Raw genomic sequence first — 17,333 nt, 5'->3', positions numbered from 1 at the left:
AAGTAACTTAAAGGTTAAGGTTATTCGTGATTTCTTCGTTCAAATAATGGAATATCTTCCCCGATAATATACTTCTGTCGTAGTTTGGATGAGATCATATCCATGGTCATTACGATGACGACCAAATTTAAAGTAATGAAAGTCACTACATCCCAATTCCATAAGCGCATATTTTCGGCATAGACTAAACCAATACCACCTGCTCCAACAAAACCAAGAACTGCCGCAGAGCGAGTATTGGATTCTATTTGATATAAACTTAGAGCTAAGAAGGTAGGAAAGGATTGAGTGAAAATTCCGAAGCGATGTTTTTGTAAGCTCGCAGCCCCTAGTGCCGTTAGACCGCGGGAAGGTTTGTTATCAGCCGCTTCGTGCCCTTCTGCAAATAATTTACCAAGTAACCCTAAGTCTTGAATAAATATCGCCATAACCCCTGCGAGTGGTCCCATCCCAATTGCCCGAACAAAAATCATCCCCCAAATTGCCATATCAATGCCTCGTAAAACATCAAATAACTTACGCATGGCATAAGCAATAATAGCAAATGGGCCAATCATAATATTGCGAGAGGCAAAAAAGGAAAGTGGAAGCGCAACTAAAGACGCGGTGATGGTCCCTCCAAACACTATCGCTAATGTGATCAAAATTTGGTTGTAATAATAAGCAAATGGCCACTCAGCCACCTCTTTCCAAATAAACATATTCGAAAAGTAATGTAATAATTGCCTACTACCATTGAAGAACATTTCCTGACTAACGCCAAATTCAACAAAAAAGAAAGCATAAAATAAAACGATCCCAAGGGTGATGATTGATAATTTAGAAAGATAGCTTTTTTGTTGAGAGAAGATTGCGCCATGTTCCATTTTCAATGTGTCTAAATCGGCATTAGACATGCGATAAATTAATGTCATCATGATTCCTTTAAAACTTTATTGCGTAGGTGCCCAGATAATGAATCCAAAGCGGATACCACGATAATAATGAGTATCAATGTAATACTGACTTGATCGTAACGGTCTAATTTTATATTGGTCATTAATTCTTGACCGATACCACCTGCTCCCACTAACCCTAGAATGGTTGAAGATCTAAAGTTGATTTCTAACCTTAAAAAGCTGTAAGACATAAAAATAGGTTTTACTTGTGGCCATAGACCAAAGCGAACGTTTTCCCAGCGGTTAGCACCACAAGCTCGCAACCCTCTTACTGGTTCCATTGATGCGGTTTCAATTGATTCATAAAACAACTTAGTCAAACTACCTATGGTATGCAGTGCTAAAGCAATAAATCCCGGCAATGCACCAACACCATAGGCCATGACAAACATCACCGCCCAAGCGAGTTCTGGCATGGTTCGTAAAAATGCAACAAAGCCTCTTACAGCCCAGCGCACACTAGCTGGTGCATAGGTATTGTTGGCAGCGAAAAAAGCCAAGATAGTCGCAATAATCGCTGAAACAACCGTAGCCGCCATTGCTACACAAAAGGTTTCCCACAATAGTGGCAATTGAATTGGTAATCGATACCCCCAGTAGACTAAAGATCCTTCTATTGCATGACCATTAACATCACGCCCAGCAAAAAGCACCTCCCATTTCAAACTTGGAATAGTATCGGCTAAATAGTCAAAAAAGTTTGGAGCACTAGTGAGAATCTTGCTTAAACTAAACTCAGCAACATAGCCAGAACTTAGATATAAAAGCATCAATATCCCTGACCACATCAAAGCATCACGTTTTTGCTTTGATCTAATTTGGTGGTAATACTGTTCAAATTGTTTATCCAAAATACAACTTCCGTTTCAATCAATTGACCTAAAAAAGAACGCCAATGGTCTGTAAGTCTTGACCACTGGCGCGTTGATTAGCGAGTCGTTTTCTTTTGTGCTTGAACGAGATCAATGACAGATTGATATTCACTGACAGATGTATCTTCTAAATGAAGCTTTCCACCGGTCGCTTTCATGAAGCAATCGTGCTGCTCTTTATCCAATTGCTTAACCGCCATAACAAGCTTCTCTTTTAATTCTTTATCCATATTGCCACGAACAATTGTCGGGCCATTTGGAATCAGTGGAGACTTCCAAATAATACGTAGTTGTGACATTAGGTCATCAAACCCATTTTCTTTCACTTTACGTAAAGCACCGGCTGAATAACCATCGTCACGGTTTCCAACCATAGAAGACCAAGTTACCGCTGCATCAAACTGACCATTTAATACGCCTAAAATATCCTGCTCATGACCACCAGAAAAACCGACTTTATTAAAGAAGCCATTAAACTGATTATCCATGTTTCCACCCAAAGTTTGCTCAAACTGGTTATTTGGAATTAAGAATCCGGACGTTGAATCTGGGTCAGCAAACGAGAACACTTTACCTTTTAAATCTTCTAATTTTTGGTAAGGACTATCGGCTTTCACTAATACAACAGAGTGATAACCTTTTGAATTATCAGTGTCATCTGTAGTAATACCTACTAGCTCAACTTTGCTTTTATCTTTTAAATAAACTGATGCATAAGCTTTTGGAGACATATTTAATACAAGGTCGACCTGATCACCCAATAAACCCTGAATTACAGCACTATAATCTGATGCGTTACGAATATTGACGGTTGCTCCGGTTCTTTCTTCAATAAACGCTTTGGCGCATTGATTATTTCCTATTTGTGCTGTTGAGTTCTCACCCCCTAGTACACCTAGGTTAATCTCTGTATTTGCCTGTGCAGTAACACTACATAGACCAGCAGCGATCATAGTAAGAGTCAGTAATTTCTTCATTGTGTGTTCCTTTCCAATTGAATATAAGTTAATGATTATTAGTTATTTATGTTATTAGCTAATTTGCTCGACTTCATCGCCATAAAGCGTATGTAAGATGTCATCGGTTAATCCATCTGGTGAACCGTCATAGACAACTTTGCCTTTCTCTAAGCCAATAACACGAGTGCAGTATTGCTTCACCAATTCGATGGAGTGAAGGTTGACCATCACCGCGATTCCTTCTTCACTAACATTCTGTAAAGCATCCATAATTCGAGTCGTATTCTTAGGATCTAAAGAGGCGACGGGCTCATCCGCTAACAAGATTTTGGGTTGTTGCATTAACGCTCGGCAAATAGCGACGCGTTGCTGCTGGCCACCAGAAAGGTTTTCTGCTCGTTGAAGAGCATGAGGTAAGATCTTTAACCACTTGAGTAGTTCAATAGCTTTGGCTCTATCTTTATCATCAAAGATTTTAAACATGGATTTCCACGTTGGGGTATAACTTAAGCGGCCAAGTAATACATTGGTGATGACATCTAACCTAGGCACTAGGCAGAAGTTTTGGAAAATCATGCTACATTGACTGCGCCATTGCCTAAGTTGTTTTCGAGGCATGGTGACGACATTTTCCCCTTGCCCACTGATATCTATAATTTCACCAGAGCTAGCTTCAATCGTGCCATTTAATGTGTGAAGCATGGTTGATTTTCCTGCTCCAGAGCGGCCAATGATGGCGACAAACTCTCCTTCATATAAATCAAAGCTGATGTTGTCTAATACATTCTTCCCACCCTTGTAAGCTTTAGTCAGTTGGTTCACGGCTAATAATTTTTTTTGGGTTTTAAGACGGTTTGTTATTTGATCTCCGAGACTGATGTCTTGATCAAATATCGTTTCAGGGGGAATAAAGTAATTTAATGTATGGTTATCGTTTGATTGGTACATAATCTCGTTCTTCTTAATTCTCAAAACTGATATGAATTAAGAAGAAACACTGTGACACTTTAAATACAAATAAGTGACGGAATTGAAATATTAATATTCTGAGATAAGAAAATTAGGTCGACAAGTGATTGGTAGACGGGGGAAATAGGAGCTTGGATGAATAGATATCTCTTTTTCACATATAAATTAATTTTTTGTGATATTTAGCCCTAAAACAAAAAAACCTAACGCATGTTAGGTTTTTAAGAGAGCTAATTGAAGTTTGGTTTACTTCTCTTGAGCATTTTGTGCTTGTTGTGCAATGCATCCATCAACCAGTTGTTTTGGTTGTACGCTTACCATTTTGTACTCGCCTTTTAAGCTGCGGAATACTTTAGCGACATAAGCCGTACCGTCATCTACGGTAAATGCGACTTTATAGTTCATACCTGCCACAACTTGCTGCTCAACAGAAATTACTTCTTTAAGAGTGTGGTTTCCATCCATGCTTGCGATAGCCAATAATGCAGATTGCTTTGCTTCTGGTGTTATTTCAGCTTTTTGCCAGCCACCAACGAGGCGTTGAGCCGTTTCACATTGAACCTTCAACTCTGGGTTTGCTTCTTGTTCTGGTTCTGATGAGCTACATGCAGATAAAACGATAGCGGCTGCAGACACAGCAAGTAATTTCTTATACATAGTAAAACCTTAAATTTTATAGTTACTTGAGTATATTGTTAGACATTATGTACGATGTTCATCGATTTCTATATAGGCTTCACCAGTAATTTTAGCAATTTTTTTGTCATCTTCGGTTAGATTTTTGTTTTTCCAACTCCCTCTTGCAAACCAAGCAATAGAGAACAACGCGACAATAATATTTGTGATAGCAAATGACCACCAAATCCCAGACGCTTCAAGCTGAGTATGTTTTGACAATATATAAGCCAATGGAAACTGAACGACCCATTGAGAAAATAAAGAAATCAGCATGGTATTGAGCATATTTCCTGACGCTCTAAATGCTGAAACAACACACAACTGCACACCAATAAAGCCCCAGGTTAAGCACATGGTTCTAACAAATTGGGCACCATGCTCTATGACTTGCGGATCATCCGGAATAAAGAAGGCAACACACAGTGGCGCCAAAATGTAAGCAAAAACACCAAGTATTGTTAACGCTACCCAGCCCCAAATCGTGCCTAAAATTGTGATTTTTGATGCTCTTTCAATATTTTTAGCGCCGATATTCTGCCCAACAAGCGTAGAAACTGCCATTGATAATCCCATGGCTGGAATAGTGACAATTTGTAGAATGGTCGAACCTACACCGTAAGAGGCAATGGTGACAGTACCAAAACTCGCTACTAAAAAAGACATGATCATTAACCCTAGGGCTCTTGCTGAAAGCTCAACTGAGCCCGGAGCGCCTAAAAAGAATGCTCTTTTAATGTATGAAAAATCAGGCTTGAAGCTTGTTAGGGTTAAGTGGATACCATGTTTGCCACGAAAGAAAATACCTAACCCAATTATTGCCGCGATAGCTTGAGTGACTAAGGTTGCTAATGCAGCTCCTTTGACTCCGAGCCCTTCAAAGCTTCCTAAGCCAAAAATAAAAAGAGGATCAAGTCCGAAGTTTAGAATCACCGTACCAAATACAATAATCAATGGGATTTTTACTTGCCCAATACCACGCATGATCGATTGAAACATGGCATACGTGAAGACAAATATCACTCCTATAAATGAGACATGCATATAGTCAAGTGCATCGTGATACACTTCATCCTCAACACCAAGCAACCTTAAAAAATGTGATGATAAAGTATAACCTGTGAGCCCTAAAACGATGGCAATGACAACGACCATTAGCATGGTTTGGGCTGCGACATGGTTAACCATTTTTTTATTGCCGGCTCCCATATATTGAGCAGACAGTGTTGCGCCAGCCATTGCTAGACCTGCGCCGAGAGCAATTACCAAGAAAGTGACAGGGTTACTTATTGATACAGCCGCAACTTGCACCGCGCCTAAGCGACCCACCCAAAAAGCATCGGTAAGTTGATAAGCAGATTGAAGTATCTGAGCAAGAACAATCGGAATAGCTAAGGAAAGTAAGGCCCTATTGATAGAGCCTTCAAACATATTGTGACGATTCATAAAATGGGTTTCTTGATGGGGAGTAAAATGAGCGACTAGCCGCCCGCAAGTTTAACCGTATGCCCTTTTTTCTCTAGGTGAGCTTTAATTTTATCTCGATTATCGCCTTGAATTTCAATTGTGCCATCTTTCACACTACCACCGCAGCCACACACTTTTTTTAGTTCGGCAGCCATCAGTTTTAATTCAGTATCATTCATATCAAGGCCAGTCACTACACAGACGCCCTTGCCTTTACGGCCTTTGGTTTCTCTTTGAATGCGAACAATACCGTCGCCTTTTGGTCGCTGTTTAACTTCTTCTTCTGGTTTAATACGACCAACTTCGGTTGAATATACGAGTGACATAAGGCCTCTTTATTTCGGTTTATTTGTTTTTTATATACTCTTCGTACTTGAAAGAACAGCTTTGTTGCCAGTGCTCATTCACCCTAATCAAACAAGCTATGATCATGGGGCTTCACTCACTTGGCGCCTCACTGCAACTCCAATTACTTTGGATATAATAGTATAAGAAGTCACTACAAGATGCTATTTTCAGTATGCACTACTGCTCATTTAGTAAGGTGAATGATGAGAAAGAACATTCCATTGATGTCTGATCCTACCCAATTAAAAGAAAGCATCAAACTGTTTTCAAAACCGATTGGTTATCAGGATTTTGTCGAGCTAACTCACGGTCTATATTCGCATAACTCATTATTGTCGATGGTCAATGATTGGAATCGCTTTGTTGATTTTTGTCGTTCTCATCATGTCAATCCGTTGCCCGCTTCCGTTACTGCCATTCGTTTGTTTTTAGAACATGAAAGCAGACAAAGAAAATATGCCTCTATACGTCGCTATAGTTTGACGATTGGTTTAGTTCACCGCTTACATTCACTCCCAGAACCAACCAATCACAGACAAATTCACTTTACCTTATCGGCTTTACGCAATATGAAAAAAGGCGATGCAGCTCAGGCAACCCCTTTTACCGAAAACCATCTTAATAAGCTATTTAAATGCTTAGCTGAAAGCGATTCAATAAAAGATCTGCGTGATTTATTGATATATAGCTTAATGTTTGAATGTTTTTTAAAGCGCGGGCAATTGAGAGATTTAACATTGCATCAGATAGATTTATTAAATGATGAATGTGCTCAATTGATGATTGGAGATAATGCTTATCAATTGACGCCAAGAACAAGCTTATTACTTCAAAAGTGGTTAGCCGTGTTGGGCGATGAATACCAAGGTGCTTTATTTTGTCGAATCGATAAGCATGGTAATCTAGGGAATGAATCGTTAAATGATTCGTCGATTTATCGTGTATTCCGCCGAGCAAGCGATCGACTTAATCTACCTGAACATTTAGCGTTTTCAGGGCAATCAAGCCGAGTCGGAGCCAGTCAGGATCGATATAAGAAAGGTTATAATTTACGACAAATTCAGCAGTTGGGTCGTTGGACTAGTGCGGTTATGCCAGCTCAATATATTGGAAAACACGCCCTGTCAGAATCCGAGCAATTATTGTTTAAAAAAATAAAAAGCTGGGATTAGCCAGCTTTTTAGATGATTTAGGTGCTGTAATAACTTATTTTTTTAGCTGTTTTTTAATCGAGCTTTCTAAGAAATCACTAAACTTATGGCCGTTATGTTCCATTAATTTAGGAAACATTGAGATTGGCGTCATACCCGGGAAGGTATTTACTTCATTTAAATAGATATCGCCTTCTTCGGTTAAAAAGAAATCAATACGCGACAGGTTCTTCAAGTTCATATGTGTAAACACTTTTCGTGAATAGTCTTGAATGGCCAGTTGTTCACTTTCACTCAATCCTTGAGCTTCTAGTACAGTCGATGAATGGCTATCTGCGCTGTATTTTTCATCGTAAGTATAAAACACGCCATCGGGTGCAATGACTTCACCCGGTTTAGTGATCACAAGTTCGCCGTCAAGTTGATAAGCTGCAACTTCTAACTCTCTTGGTTTCACCGACTTTTCGATAAGCACTTGATCTGAATATGTAAATGCTTCACGAACTGCTTGAGCTAGCTTAGCTTTTTCAGTTACGCTGTAGCAACCTACTGATGAGCCTTGCCTTGCGGCTTTAACGAAAACTTTCCCCCACAAATCAAATGCTTGCTCAGCAATTTGAATCGACTGTTCATTGTTTTCGGTTAAAAAACGATATGGAGTATTTGGAATGCCTAAAGCGTCATACCATAACTTTGAAGTGATCTTGTTAAAGCTATTAGAGCTCGCTTCTGGGCCGCAGCCTAAGTATGGGATGTTGGCCATTTCAAGCAAAGATTGAATATCCCCCGTTTCTCCAGGGAAGCCATGAATACAGGGCACAACAAAATCAATCGCGCATGAAGGGAAGTCTTCGCCTTTTAAGCAGGAATGAGCAATATCTAGCTCCACTTTTTGCCCAGAAGAAACAAACCAAGCGTTTGCTTTTATTTCAACTTTAATAACGTTGAAATCTGGAGTGAGATTAAGTTGTTGCTCAAGGTATTGGGCTGAAACTAGTGACACTTCATGTTCAGAAGAGCCACCACCACATAAAAGTAAAATATTTTTCATCTTAATTTCGACGCTGTTTATGTTAACGCTATACACCAATCATAATGCTTTATCGTTCCAAGAGCAGTACAAAATCGCGTTAAAGTACTAAATCATCATAAAAAAGGAGCGCATCAGCACCCCTTTGTTTGTTTTTTATACTTGAAGCTGCAGCTTTGTTGACGGCGTTCATTCCCCCAATCATTTAGGCAAGCTAAACTCATGGGGCCTCATTCACTTGTCGCCTCACTGCAACTCCAGTTACTTTGGGTATAGTTTCAGAGTTTGAACCTACTATGGTAGCTTTTTCAGCGTTGGATATTGTGAATTAGTAATCGATTTTACACTTTTCACAAATGGTCCCATGTTTTGGTAGCTTGCAGGTAGACGCATAATGGCATCTTTCGCTTCTTCTGCAGTTTTAAAGTTACCAAATAGTAAGCTGTGCCATTGTTTACCATTGACTGTTTTTATGTTTTGCCATTTTGGCTGATTTTCTGGCAAGCCTTTCGCGGTATTCGTTAAGAATTTCTCACTTTGCAGTGCCGCTACTTGAACAAGGTAGTTACCTGCAGCTGGTTGAGTAACGTCATTTTGTTCTGGATAAAATACTTTAACGGTAGATTCAGAAGATTCCGCTTTGGTTTCTTCTTCCGCTGGAGGACTCAATTTAACCACTTTTTTGCCAGATTCTGTTTTTGCTTCAGGCGCTGCAGGTTCAATCATGCTTGGCTCTGCGGCTTGGGTTGAATCAACCGATAAATCTTGCTCTAAAGGCGTGTTAGATTCAGTGATTGGTTGAGGTACTTCATCGGTTTGATAAGTTTCTTGATACGTTTCTGTAGACACTTCGTCATCGTAATTTGCCGATGAACAAGCTGCTAAAAATAGAACGGATAGAGAGATAATAGCTATTTTTTTCATAGTAAGACCAAAGTGTTATAAAAACTCTCAACATCATGCCTCTGACATGTCTGAATATCAAGGTGATTAAGAGTTTGAAAGTAATATGTTTGTAAATTTCTTAGACTGCAAAGATAAAATGATAGTTAATTAATCTCAGGTTTGAGTCGCTCTGTTAACCAAACTGAGGTTAATTATAGCGATAGATCACATTGATAGGTTTGGGAAAGCGTTTCGATATTAATATTGATTATGATATGGCTATGTCTTTGTAAAGGGTGTAGGTGGAAAAATGTTAACGTTAGATAAACTATTAAAGCCAAAGTCTGTTGCCGTTATTGGAGCTTCACAACGCCCTTTTCGAGCTGGCTCTATCGTTATGCAAAACTTACTCAGTGGTGGTTTTCAAGGCACGATCATGCCGGTTACCCCTAAATATCAATCTGTGAGTGGAGTGCTTGCTTATTCTAGCATTGATCAACTGCCACTTATTCCCGACCTCTCCATTATTTGTACTAAAGCGAAATATAATAAAGCCATTTTCACAGAGCTAGCGGCCAAAGGTGCTGGTGCGGTGATTGTGATTTCATCGGATATGTATCAATCGGAACAAGATTCAGAGCAAAGTATCGATGAAGAATGCTTAGCCATAGCACGTCAATCGGGTATGCGGGTGTTAGGCTCCAATAGCTTGGGGTTAATACTCCCTTGGGTTAAGCTAAATGCCTCCCTCTCCCCTGTGACAGCCTCACAAGGTAGTATCGCCTTTATTTCCCAATCAGCGGCAGTGTGTACCACTATCCTAGATTGGGCGACCGATAAACAAATTGGTTTCTCCGCTTTTGTTTCACTTGGTAATGCGGTTGATATTGATTTTCCCGAGTTACTAGATAGCTTATCTGTGGATAGCAAAACCTCCGCTATTTTGTTGTATGTTGACTCGATTAAAGATGCGAGAGCCTTTATGTCGGCAGCTCGTAGCGCATCACGTAATCGTCGAATCTTGGTTTTGAAATCAGGACGAAGTGTTGAAGGCCAACAAGCTGCTTCGTTGCATACTCGTGGTAAGCAAAGTATCGATATTATTTATGATTCTGCAATTAAGCGCTCTGGTATGTTACGAGTAAATAATACTCATGAACTGTTTGCCGCTTTAGAGACCTTGACTCATTCGGTGCCATTACGTGGTGAACGTTTAGCGATTATGACCAATGGTGGCGGCCCCGGTATTATGGCGGTCGATGAGTTGATCCACCGTGGGGGCAAGCTTGCCACGCTAACGGAAGAAACCATTGAACAATTAAATCAAATCCTACCACCAAGCTGGTCCCACAGTAATCCGATTGATCTTGTTGGTGATGCGGATAGTCAGCGTTATGCAAAGGCAATGGATATCTTGCTCGATAGTGATGCAATTGATGCCATATTAGTGATGCACAGTCCTTCGGCAATTTCTCACCCGACACAAACTGCCAATACCTTGATTGAAAAGGTAAAAAATCATAAAAAGAGCCGGTGTTTTAATATCTTGACCAATTGGTCTGGTGAAACCACGGCAAAAGAAGCTCGTTCGTTGTTTACTCAGGCTGGCATTCCTACTTATCGAACACCCGAAGGTGCGGTAGGTGCTTATATGCATTTGGTTGAATATCGACGCAACCAGAAGCAGTTAATGGAAACCCCTTCTTCTGTCGAATTACGTAATCCAGAGCAATTATTACAAGCGCAAAGTTGGATTCAGTCTCACCTTCAAGAATCCACTAGTTTGTTTGATTCTCACCAAATTGATGGCTTACTAAAAAGTTATAACATTTCGGTGCTTCCGACGTGGTTAGCTTCAGATGCCAGTGAAGCGGTACATATCAGTGAAAAAATTGGTTATCCGGTGGCGGTGAAATTGCGTTCACCTGATATTGTGCATAAGTCAGAAGTCCAAGGCGTGATGTTGAATTTACGCAATGCCAATGAAGTTGCCAGTGCCACTCAAGCCATTATGGATAGAACATCACTCCTTTATCCTTCTGCCTTAATTCATGGTGTTTCGGTGCAAAGTATGGCGAGTCGAGCTGGCTCACAAGAGTTAAGAATCCGCATCGAAACCGACCCTATTTTTGGTCCCGTAATCATGCTTGGCCAAGGTGGTACAGAATGGGATGTGACTGAAGATGCTTCGGTTGCTCTACTGCCTTTAAATATGGCGCTAGCGCGTTATTTGGTGATACGAGCTATGCGCGTAGGTAAATTACGATTAGAGCAGTTACCAAATCCGGTCGATACTATCGCTTTATGTGAGCTATTGGTTCGCTTATCACAAATGGTTATCGATAATTCTGAAATTCTCAGTTTAGATTTGCACCCATTATTAGCTGCAGGAAATGAATTTACGGTTATTGATGCTCGCTTAGAGTTACAAGCCGCCAATGGCAATAAAAGGCAACGTTTAGCCATTAAGCCTTACCCGGTTGAGCATGAAGAAATGACGCAACTTAAAAACGGTCAGCGTTGTTTAGTGCGGCCTGTATTGCCTGAAGATGAAGAAAAAATGGCTTCATTTATTACTCAAGTTTCCCGTGAAGATTTGTATAAGCGTTTTTTTTCAGATGTTGGTGAATTTAATCACGAAGCCTTGGCCAATTTAACGCAAATTGATTATGACCGAGAAATGGCATTTGTTGCCACACAAATCAATGAGGAAAACCAAGAGATATTACTAGGCGTAGCTAGAGTGATCGCTGATTCTCACAATTATGATGCAGAGTTCTCAATTTTGATTCGTTCCGACCTAAAAGGAATTGGTCTTGGCAGATTACTGATGGAAAAGCTGATTGCTTATAGCCAAACCAAAGGCACTGTTCGTTTAACGGGAATAACAATGCCATCCAATAAAGGTATGGTCCAATTAGCCAAAAAATTGAACTTCAAAACAGAAACCCACTTTGAAGACAATATTGTGGATATGCTTTTAATTCTTTAAAAGGGATTGTGGGTATATTCTTATATCCACTATCAGCTTTGAGAGGTTGTAAGATTAGCGATTTTCCAGTGTTTTTTAAGGTACTGAATACACCAAGACTTCGCTTTACCCATTTTATTGCGTCGCCATGCAATCACCATTTCTACTGATTGAGTCTCGCTTCCTTCAATAACTTTGAGTTTACCCTGTTCGATCAAAGGTGTTGCTATGTGCATAGGTAACGTTCCAATGCCTACACCTGCACATAATGCTTCTACTTTGGCTGGAAAGTTGCTGACGGTGAGTCTAGGTTGATCATCCGCTAAATTTTTACTTAATACTGGTGAATTACGAGCAGAGTCGGCAACTGCAATAGCTCTATATTTATTTCGAGTGTTCTGATCAAAGGTTGAAGTTCTCTTATGCACGATATGATTGGGCTCTGCCACCCATAACATATTGATAGTCCCTAAAGGCTCTATTTTAGTATCAATTGGTGTGTGTTCCATTTTTGCACAAACGAGCAAATCTGCACGCCCATAAGCTAAAGCTTCCCAACAACCGGCAAGAATTTCTTCTTGTATTTTGACCCGTGTTTTTGAATGGTTTTCTAAGTCCTTCACTAATGGAAAGAAAAATTCAATGGGTAATAAATCATAAGCAATAGAGATCTCTAATTCCCATCCATGTGCCAGTATGTTGGCATCTTCAACTAATTCATGGGCGGCAGAAAGAATGGAACGCCCTCTTTCTAACAGTAAGTGACCTGCATCGGTAAATACGGCTTTATGGCCTGAGCGATCAAAAATGACAAGATCCAGATCTTGCTCTAATTTTTGCACCTGATAACTTAAAGATGATGGTGCACGATTCAATTCGTTTGCAGCAGCAGCGAAGCTTCCTCTCCTCGCGATGGCATCCAATACCTGTAGTGCTTCCAATGTAATACTGTTGTTCAAATCATTTTTCCTTATTTTTAACCCACTTAAATGTGAAGTTAATCACAATTAATGTAACTGTATGACTTATAAGTGAACTTTTTATACTCAGTATAATTTGTTGTTTTTCAATGGCTTTTGTTAGCTTTATGTCACTTCATGTAATAATTTGGTTAAAATAAGCAATACAAATGATAGTTATTATCATTCTTATTTATTAGAATGTATTCGAAAACTAACATAGGGAATGGAATAACTATATGTACACCCATAAATTAAAACCAACATTACTTGCGATTACGATTGCTTCCACTTTAACTCCAGCAGCTTATGCGGCACAAGAATTAACTTCTCTCCAAGAAGTGGTCGTTTCGGCAACTCGAACTGAGCAAGACATCAAAGATGTATCTGCTTCAGTTGAAACGGTTTCGTCAAATGATATCGATAATCAAATGGCAACCGATCCACAGCAAGCATTAAAATATACCCCAGGGGTTGATGCTGAAGGGACGGGTCGATTTGGTATTTCTGGATATAACATTCGAGGAATGGAAGATTCACGTATTAAAGTAATGGTTGATGGTGTTGAACAACCTGTTCCGTATAACCCAGGAGCAACAGAACAACGCTCCTACCCTAACAATATAGAAGTTGATACTTTAAGTGCCATAGAGGTGAATAAAGGTCCTTCCTCTACCCTTTATGGTTCTGATGCATTAGGCGGTGCAGTACTCTTTAAAACCAAAGATCCTTCAGATGTTTTAGTAACAGAAGGTGATGAAAATCGTTTTGGTCTTAAGTCTTCATATACTTCAGCTGATGAAACATTTAAAAATACCCTTACATGGGCGATGCGATATGGTGATTTAGAAACGCTACTTATGTTGACTTATGCTGATGGTCAAGAAACCGAAACATATTCTGATGGTGATGATGTATCTGGTTTTGGGCGCGGCCAAGCTGATCCTGCTGATAAAGATATTAGCAACCTACTTGCTAAAGCTTATTATCAAGTGAATGAAGCTCACCGTATTGGTGTATCATTAGAGTACTACCTGAGAAATTACGATGAAGATGAATTGTCATACGATGGTTACTCTATTTCATTCCCAGGTATGGGTCCTGTAATCACGTATGCCAATAATTACAATGAAGATCAATCCGAGAGATTACGAGTTGGTTTTAATCATGAATGGCTAATGGATGCAGCGATTGCAGATAGCTTAAATTGGTCGCTTAATTATCAACAAAGTGACTCTTTAAGTAAGAACTATGACACTACCACTGGAATGATGGGTAGTGGTGAGCGAATGCGTGAGCGTGATGCTACCGATAAAAGTGTTCAGTTTGATTCTCAATTCGATAAACTGGTTGAATTTAATAGTCATTATCACCAATTTACTTATGGCGCCTCTTTTATTCACGATAAGTTTGAATTGGATAATACCGACTATAAATATGATTTAGGTACCGTTGGACCAGGTAGCACGGGAATGCCAGATGCAACCCTGACCAAGTGGGGTATTTATTTCCAAGACCAAGCTTTCTTTTTACAAGAACGCTTAATCCTAACTGCCGGTATTCGTTATGATTCGTTTAAAACCGAACCTGAAAGCGATGATGGATTTGCGACCGATTACCCAGACAGTGATAGTGATGCTGTGACGGGTAAATTAGGTTCGGTATATCACTTTAGTGATGGGTTCAGTGGCTTTGCTCAAATAAGCCAAGGTTTTAAAGCCCCTACTGTTTATGATCTTTACTATTTTTATAATCAAGGCGCGATTGTTGAGCCTAATCCAGACTTAAAACCAGAAAAGAGCATTTCTTATGAAGCGGGTTTCCGTGGTCGTAGTGAAAGTACACGTTTTGAAATAGTCGGCTTTTATAATGATTACTCTGACTTTATTAGTGATACTAACCTTGGCACTGACGCAAGTAGTGGTAAAGATAGATATAGTAAAGAAAATATTAATAAAGCTGAGATTTACGGTGCAGAATTTTCATCGACAACAATGTTAGATACCGCATTCGGTGCACCACAAGGTTTTTACTCGAAGATTTCTGTCGCTTATGCCGAAGGCCGAGATAAAGACACTGGTGAACACCTTGATTCTGTGGCGCCGCTAACCGGTAATGTTGGTCTAGGTTATGATAGCCTTAACTCAGTATTTGGTGGGTTACTTAACGTTACGATGGCCGCGAGTAAAGATGATTGGTCGAGTGATGAATACAAAGATGCACCGGGCTATACATTAGTGGATTTAACAGCGTATTACCGCCCTATTAATGACTTAACCCTTCGTGCAGGTTTATTTAATGCTTTTGATAAGAAATATTGGCATTATTCTGATCTAGAACGTGGTAATACGCCGGGATCAAAGAATGTTGATTTTTATACTCAACCAGGTCGTAACTGGGGCGTAAGTTTAGATTACCAATTTTAAGTTCCTAGTGACATCTGTTGAGTTATACCCGTCGTATTTGAAGCAGTAGCTTATTGCCGGCGTTCATTCGCCCCCTATCTCTTTGAAAGTCATAGGCGAGCTATGCTCATGAGGCCTCATTCAGGTGTCGCCTCACTGTAACTTCAATTACTTTGGGTATAAGTTAAAAGCTAACTAAAATAAAGACTCCTATTTTTATAGGAGTCTTTTTGTTTCTTTAACTGGTCTATTACGGTGATTTAACGTCGTTAGGTGTTAACAGGTCGGTGTTGAATAGCTCTCGTTATCCAAATCTGATGTTAATTAGGCTTTAAATGAAAAAAAGCCAGCAATCGCTGACTTTTATTGAGTTAATCAAATCAATTTACATTAAAAAGTTTTATTAAAGATTATGTAAATAATTATGATTGATTAGACATTTCATGCTTTACCATTACTGCGCTTGCAACAATAAAAGCAATGATCAGACCTAGTGATAATGACATGTTTTTCCCCTGATTTAAGTAGACTTAATAGTAGCCCTAAAGTAAAAATCGAGGGAATTATAACCATGTTTGTTATGAAAATGTAGTGAATAGTTTGTTTTTGCGATCAAAGCAATGTTTTGTGTTAAAAAAAAGAGCAACTTAACATTGCTCTCTTTCATTATTTATTACTTATGATTCAGGATAGCCTTGTGGGTTATTAGATTGCCAACGCCAAGTATCTGCCGTCATTTGCTCTAATGAGCGTGTGGCCTTCCAATGTAAATCGGCTTTTGCTTTAGCAGGATCTGCCCAACACTCAGCAATATCACCAGGACGGCGGTCAACAATTTTATAAGGGACTTTCTTGCCAGATGATTTTTCGAACGCGCTAACCATTTCTAACACGCTATTGCCCTTACCTGTACCTAGATTATAAATATGAAGACCTTGTTTGCGACCTACATGTTTAAGCGCTGCTAGGTGGCCATCTGACAAATCCATCACATGGATATAATCACGAACACCAGTACCATCAGGAGTTGGGTAATCGCCACCAAATACAGATAAGAATTCGCGACGACCTACCGCGACTTGAGAAACAAAAGGCATCAAGTTGTTTGGAATACCTTGAGGATCTTCCCCTAGCTCACCTGATGGGTGAGAGCCGACTGGATTGAAATAACGTAATAAAGTAACACTCCAATCTGGGTTCGCTTTTTGGAAGTCTGTTAAGCATTCTTCTACAATTAATTTACTGCGGCCATAAGGGTTAGTCGCGCTGGTTGGGAAGCTTTCTAAAATTGGTACCGAATCAGGATCACCATATACCGTGGCCGAAGAGCTGAAAATTAACGATTTAATGCCGGCTTCACGCATCGCATCAACAAGAACTAAAGTACCATGGACATTGGTGTCGTAATACTCTAATGGTTTTTCAACGGATTCACCGACAGCTTTTAAACCAGCAAAATGAATGACCGATTCAATATTATATTGATTCAAAACGTGGCTTAGTGCTTGCTTGTCGCGGATGTCACCTTCAACAAAAATTGGGCGAACGCCTGATACTTTTTCAATGCGATCGAGTACGGTTGACTTGCTATTATATAAGTTATCAAAAATGATTGGTGTCATCCCTGCTTCAATCATTTGAATACAAGTGTGACTGCCTATATAACCCATTCCACCGGTAACTAAAACAAACATAAAAGCCTCT

Annotated in this window: 14 protein-coding genes; 3 read left to right on the top strand and 11 right to left on the bottom strand. The window is 39.7% G+C overall.

Annotated elements, in window-relative coordinates; all coding sequences use genetic code 11:
- Window positions 1-20: 20 nt before the first annotated feature.
- From phnE (QQJ93_RS07890) to yciH, 7 genes are all read right to left on the bottom strand, one after another.
- Window positions 21-914 (bottom strand): phosphonate ABC transporter, permease protein PhnE, encoded by an 894-nt coding sequence (gene phnE, locus QQJ93_RS07890; protein WP_284186065.1) that lies wholly within the window; start codon window positions 912-914, stop codon window positions 21-23.
- On the bottom strand, window positions 914-1,789 hold the full coding sequence (gene phnE / locus QQJ93_RS07885; RefSeq protein ID WP_089122966.1) for a phosphonate ABC transporter, permease protein PhnE: 876 nt from the start codon (window positions 1,787-1,789) through the stop codon (window positions 914-916). The genes phnE (QQJ93_RS07890) and phnE (QQJ93_RS07885) overlap by 1 nt, the downstream gene beginning before the upstream one ends.
- 77 nt (window positions 1,790-1,866) lie before the next feature.
- On the bottom strand, window positions 1,867-2,787 hold the full coding sequence (gene phnD / locus QQJ93_RS07880; protein ID WP_089122965.1) for a phosphonate ABC transporter substrate-binding protein: 921 nt from the start codon (window positions 2,785-2,787) through the stop codon (window positions 1,867-1,869).
- Window positions 2,788-2,841: 54 nt separating this feature from the next.
- Window positions 2,842-3,717 carry a phosphonate ABC transporter ATP-binding protein gene (gene phnC, locus QQJ93_RS07875; RefSeq protein ID WP_089122964.1) on the bottom strand — a complete coding sequence of 292 codons (876 nt, stop codon included), beginning with the start codon at window positions 3,715-3,717 and terminating at the stop codon, window positions 2,842-2,844.
- Between the two features lie 267 nt (window positions 3,718-3,984).
- Complete coding sequence (locus QQJ93_RS07870; protein ID WP_089122963.1) at window positions 3,985-4,395, bottom strand: cystatin domain-containing protein; 411 nt, start codon at window positions 4,393-4,395, stop codon at window positions 3,985-3,987.
- A gap of 45 nt (window positions 4,396-4,440) precedes the next feature.
- The gene (locus QQJ93_RS07865; RefSeq protein WP_089122962.1) at window positions 4,441-5,859 is read right to left on the bottom strand and encodes an MATE family efflux transporter; all 1,419 of its coding nucleotides are present in this window, start codon (window positions 5,857-5,859) and stop codon (window positions 4,441-4,443) included.
- Between the two features lie 35 nt (window positions 5,860-5,894).
- Window positions 5,895-6,206 (bottom strand): stress response translation initiation inhibitor YciH, encoded by a 312-nt coding sequence (gene yciH, locus QQJ93_RS07860; protein WP_089122961.1) that lies wholly within the window; start codon window positions 6,204-6,206, stop codon window positions 5,895-5,897.
- Window positions 6,207-6,431: 225 nt separating this feature from the next.
- Here yciH and QQJ93_RS07855 point away from each other — a divergent pair, with 225 nt between their 5' ends.
- Complete coding sequence (locus tag QQJ93_RS07855; RefSeq protein ID WP_089122960.1) at window positions 6,432-7,400, top strand: tyrosine-type recombinase/integrase; 969 nt, start codon at window positions 6,432-6,434, stop codon at window positions 7,398-7,400.
- 34 nt (window positions 7,401-7,434) lie between these two features.
- Here QQJ93_RS07855 and QQJ93_RS07850 read toward each other — a convergent pair whose 3' ends face one another.
- Together QQJ93_RS07850 and QQJ93_RS07845 are read right to left on the bottom strand one after the other, a co-directional pair.
- Window positions 7,435-8,436 carry a D-alanine--D-alanine ligase gene (locus QQJ93_RS07850; protein WP_089123587.1) on the bottom strand — a complete coding sequence of 334 codons (1,002 nt, stop codon included), beginning with the start codon at window positions 8,434-8,436 and terminating at the stop codon, window positions 7,435-7,437.
- Window positions 8,437-8,703: 267 nt separating this feature from the next.
- Complete coding sequence (locus tag QQJ93_RS07845) at window positions 8,704-9,333, bottom strand: SPOR domain-containing protein (protein ID WP_089122959.1); 630 nt, start codon at window positions 9,331-9,333, stop codon at window positions 8,704-8,706.
- 271 nt (window positions 9,334-9,604) lie between these two features.
- Here QQJ93_RS07845 and QQJ93_RS07840 point away from each other — a divergent pair, with 271 nt between their 5' ends.
- Window positions 9,605-12,286: a bifunctional acetate--CoA ligase family protein/GNAT family N-acetyltransferase gene (locus tag QQJ93_RS07840; protein ID WP_089122958.1), complete on the top strand. Its 2,682-nt coding sequence runs from the start codon at window positions 9,605-9,607 to the stop codon at window positions 12,284-12,286.
- Between the two features lie 32 nt (window positions 12,287-12,318).
- Here QQJ93_RS07840 and QQJ93_RS07835 read toward each other — a convergent pair whose 3' ends face one another.
- Window positions 12,319-13,224: a LysR family transcriptional regulator gene (locus tag QQJ93_RS07835; protein WP_089122957.1), complete on the bottom strand. Its 906-nt coding sequence runs from the start codon at window positions 13,222-13,224 to the stop codon at window positions 12,319-12,321.
- Window positions 13,225-13,463: 239 nt separating this feature from the next.
- Between QQJ93_RS07835 and QQJ93_RS07830 the strand changes: the two genes are divergently transcribed.
- Window positions 13,464-15,650, top strand: coding sequence for a TonB-dependent hemoglobin/transferrin/lactoferrin family receptor (locus QQJ93_RS07830; protein ID WP_089122956.1), 2,187 nt, complete (start codon window positions 13,464-13,466; stop codon window positions 15,648-15,650).
- Between the two features lie 656 nt (window positions 15,651-16,306).
- On the opposite strand, the gene galE is transcribed toward QQJ93_RS07830, so the two are convergent.
- Window positions 16,307-17,323, bottom strand: a complete 1,017-nt coding sequence (gene galE, locus QQJ93_RS07825; protein ID WP_089122955.1) for a UDP-glucose 4-epimerase GalE — start codon at window positions 17,321-17,323, stop codon at window positions 16,307-16,309.
- Window positions 17,324-17,333: the final 10 nt, after the last annotated feature.

The sequence above is a fragment of the Vibrio algivorus genome (assembly GCF_030161215.1).
GTDB lineage: Bacteria > Pseudomonadota > Gammaproteobacteria > Enterobacterales > Vibrionaceae > Vibrio > Vibrio algivorus.
This window is presented reverse-complemented; position numbering and strand designations above follow the sequence as displayed.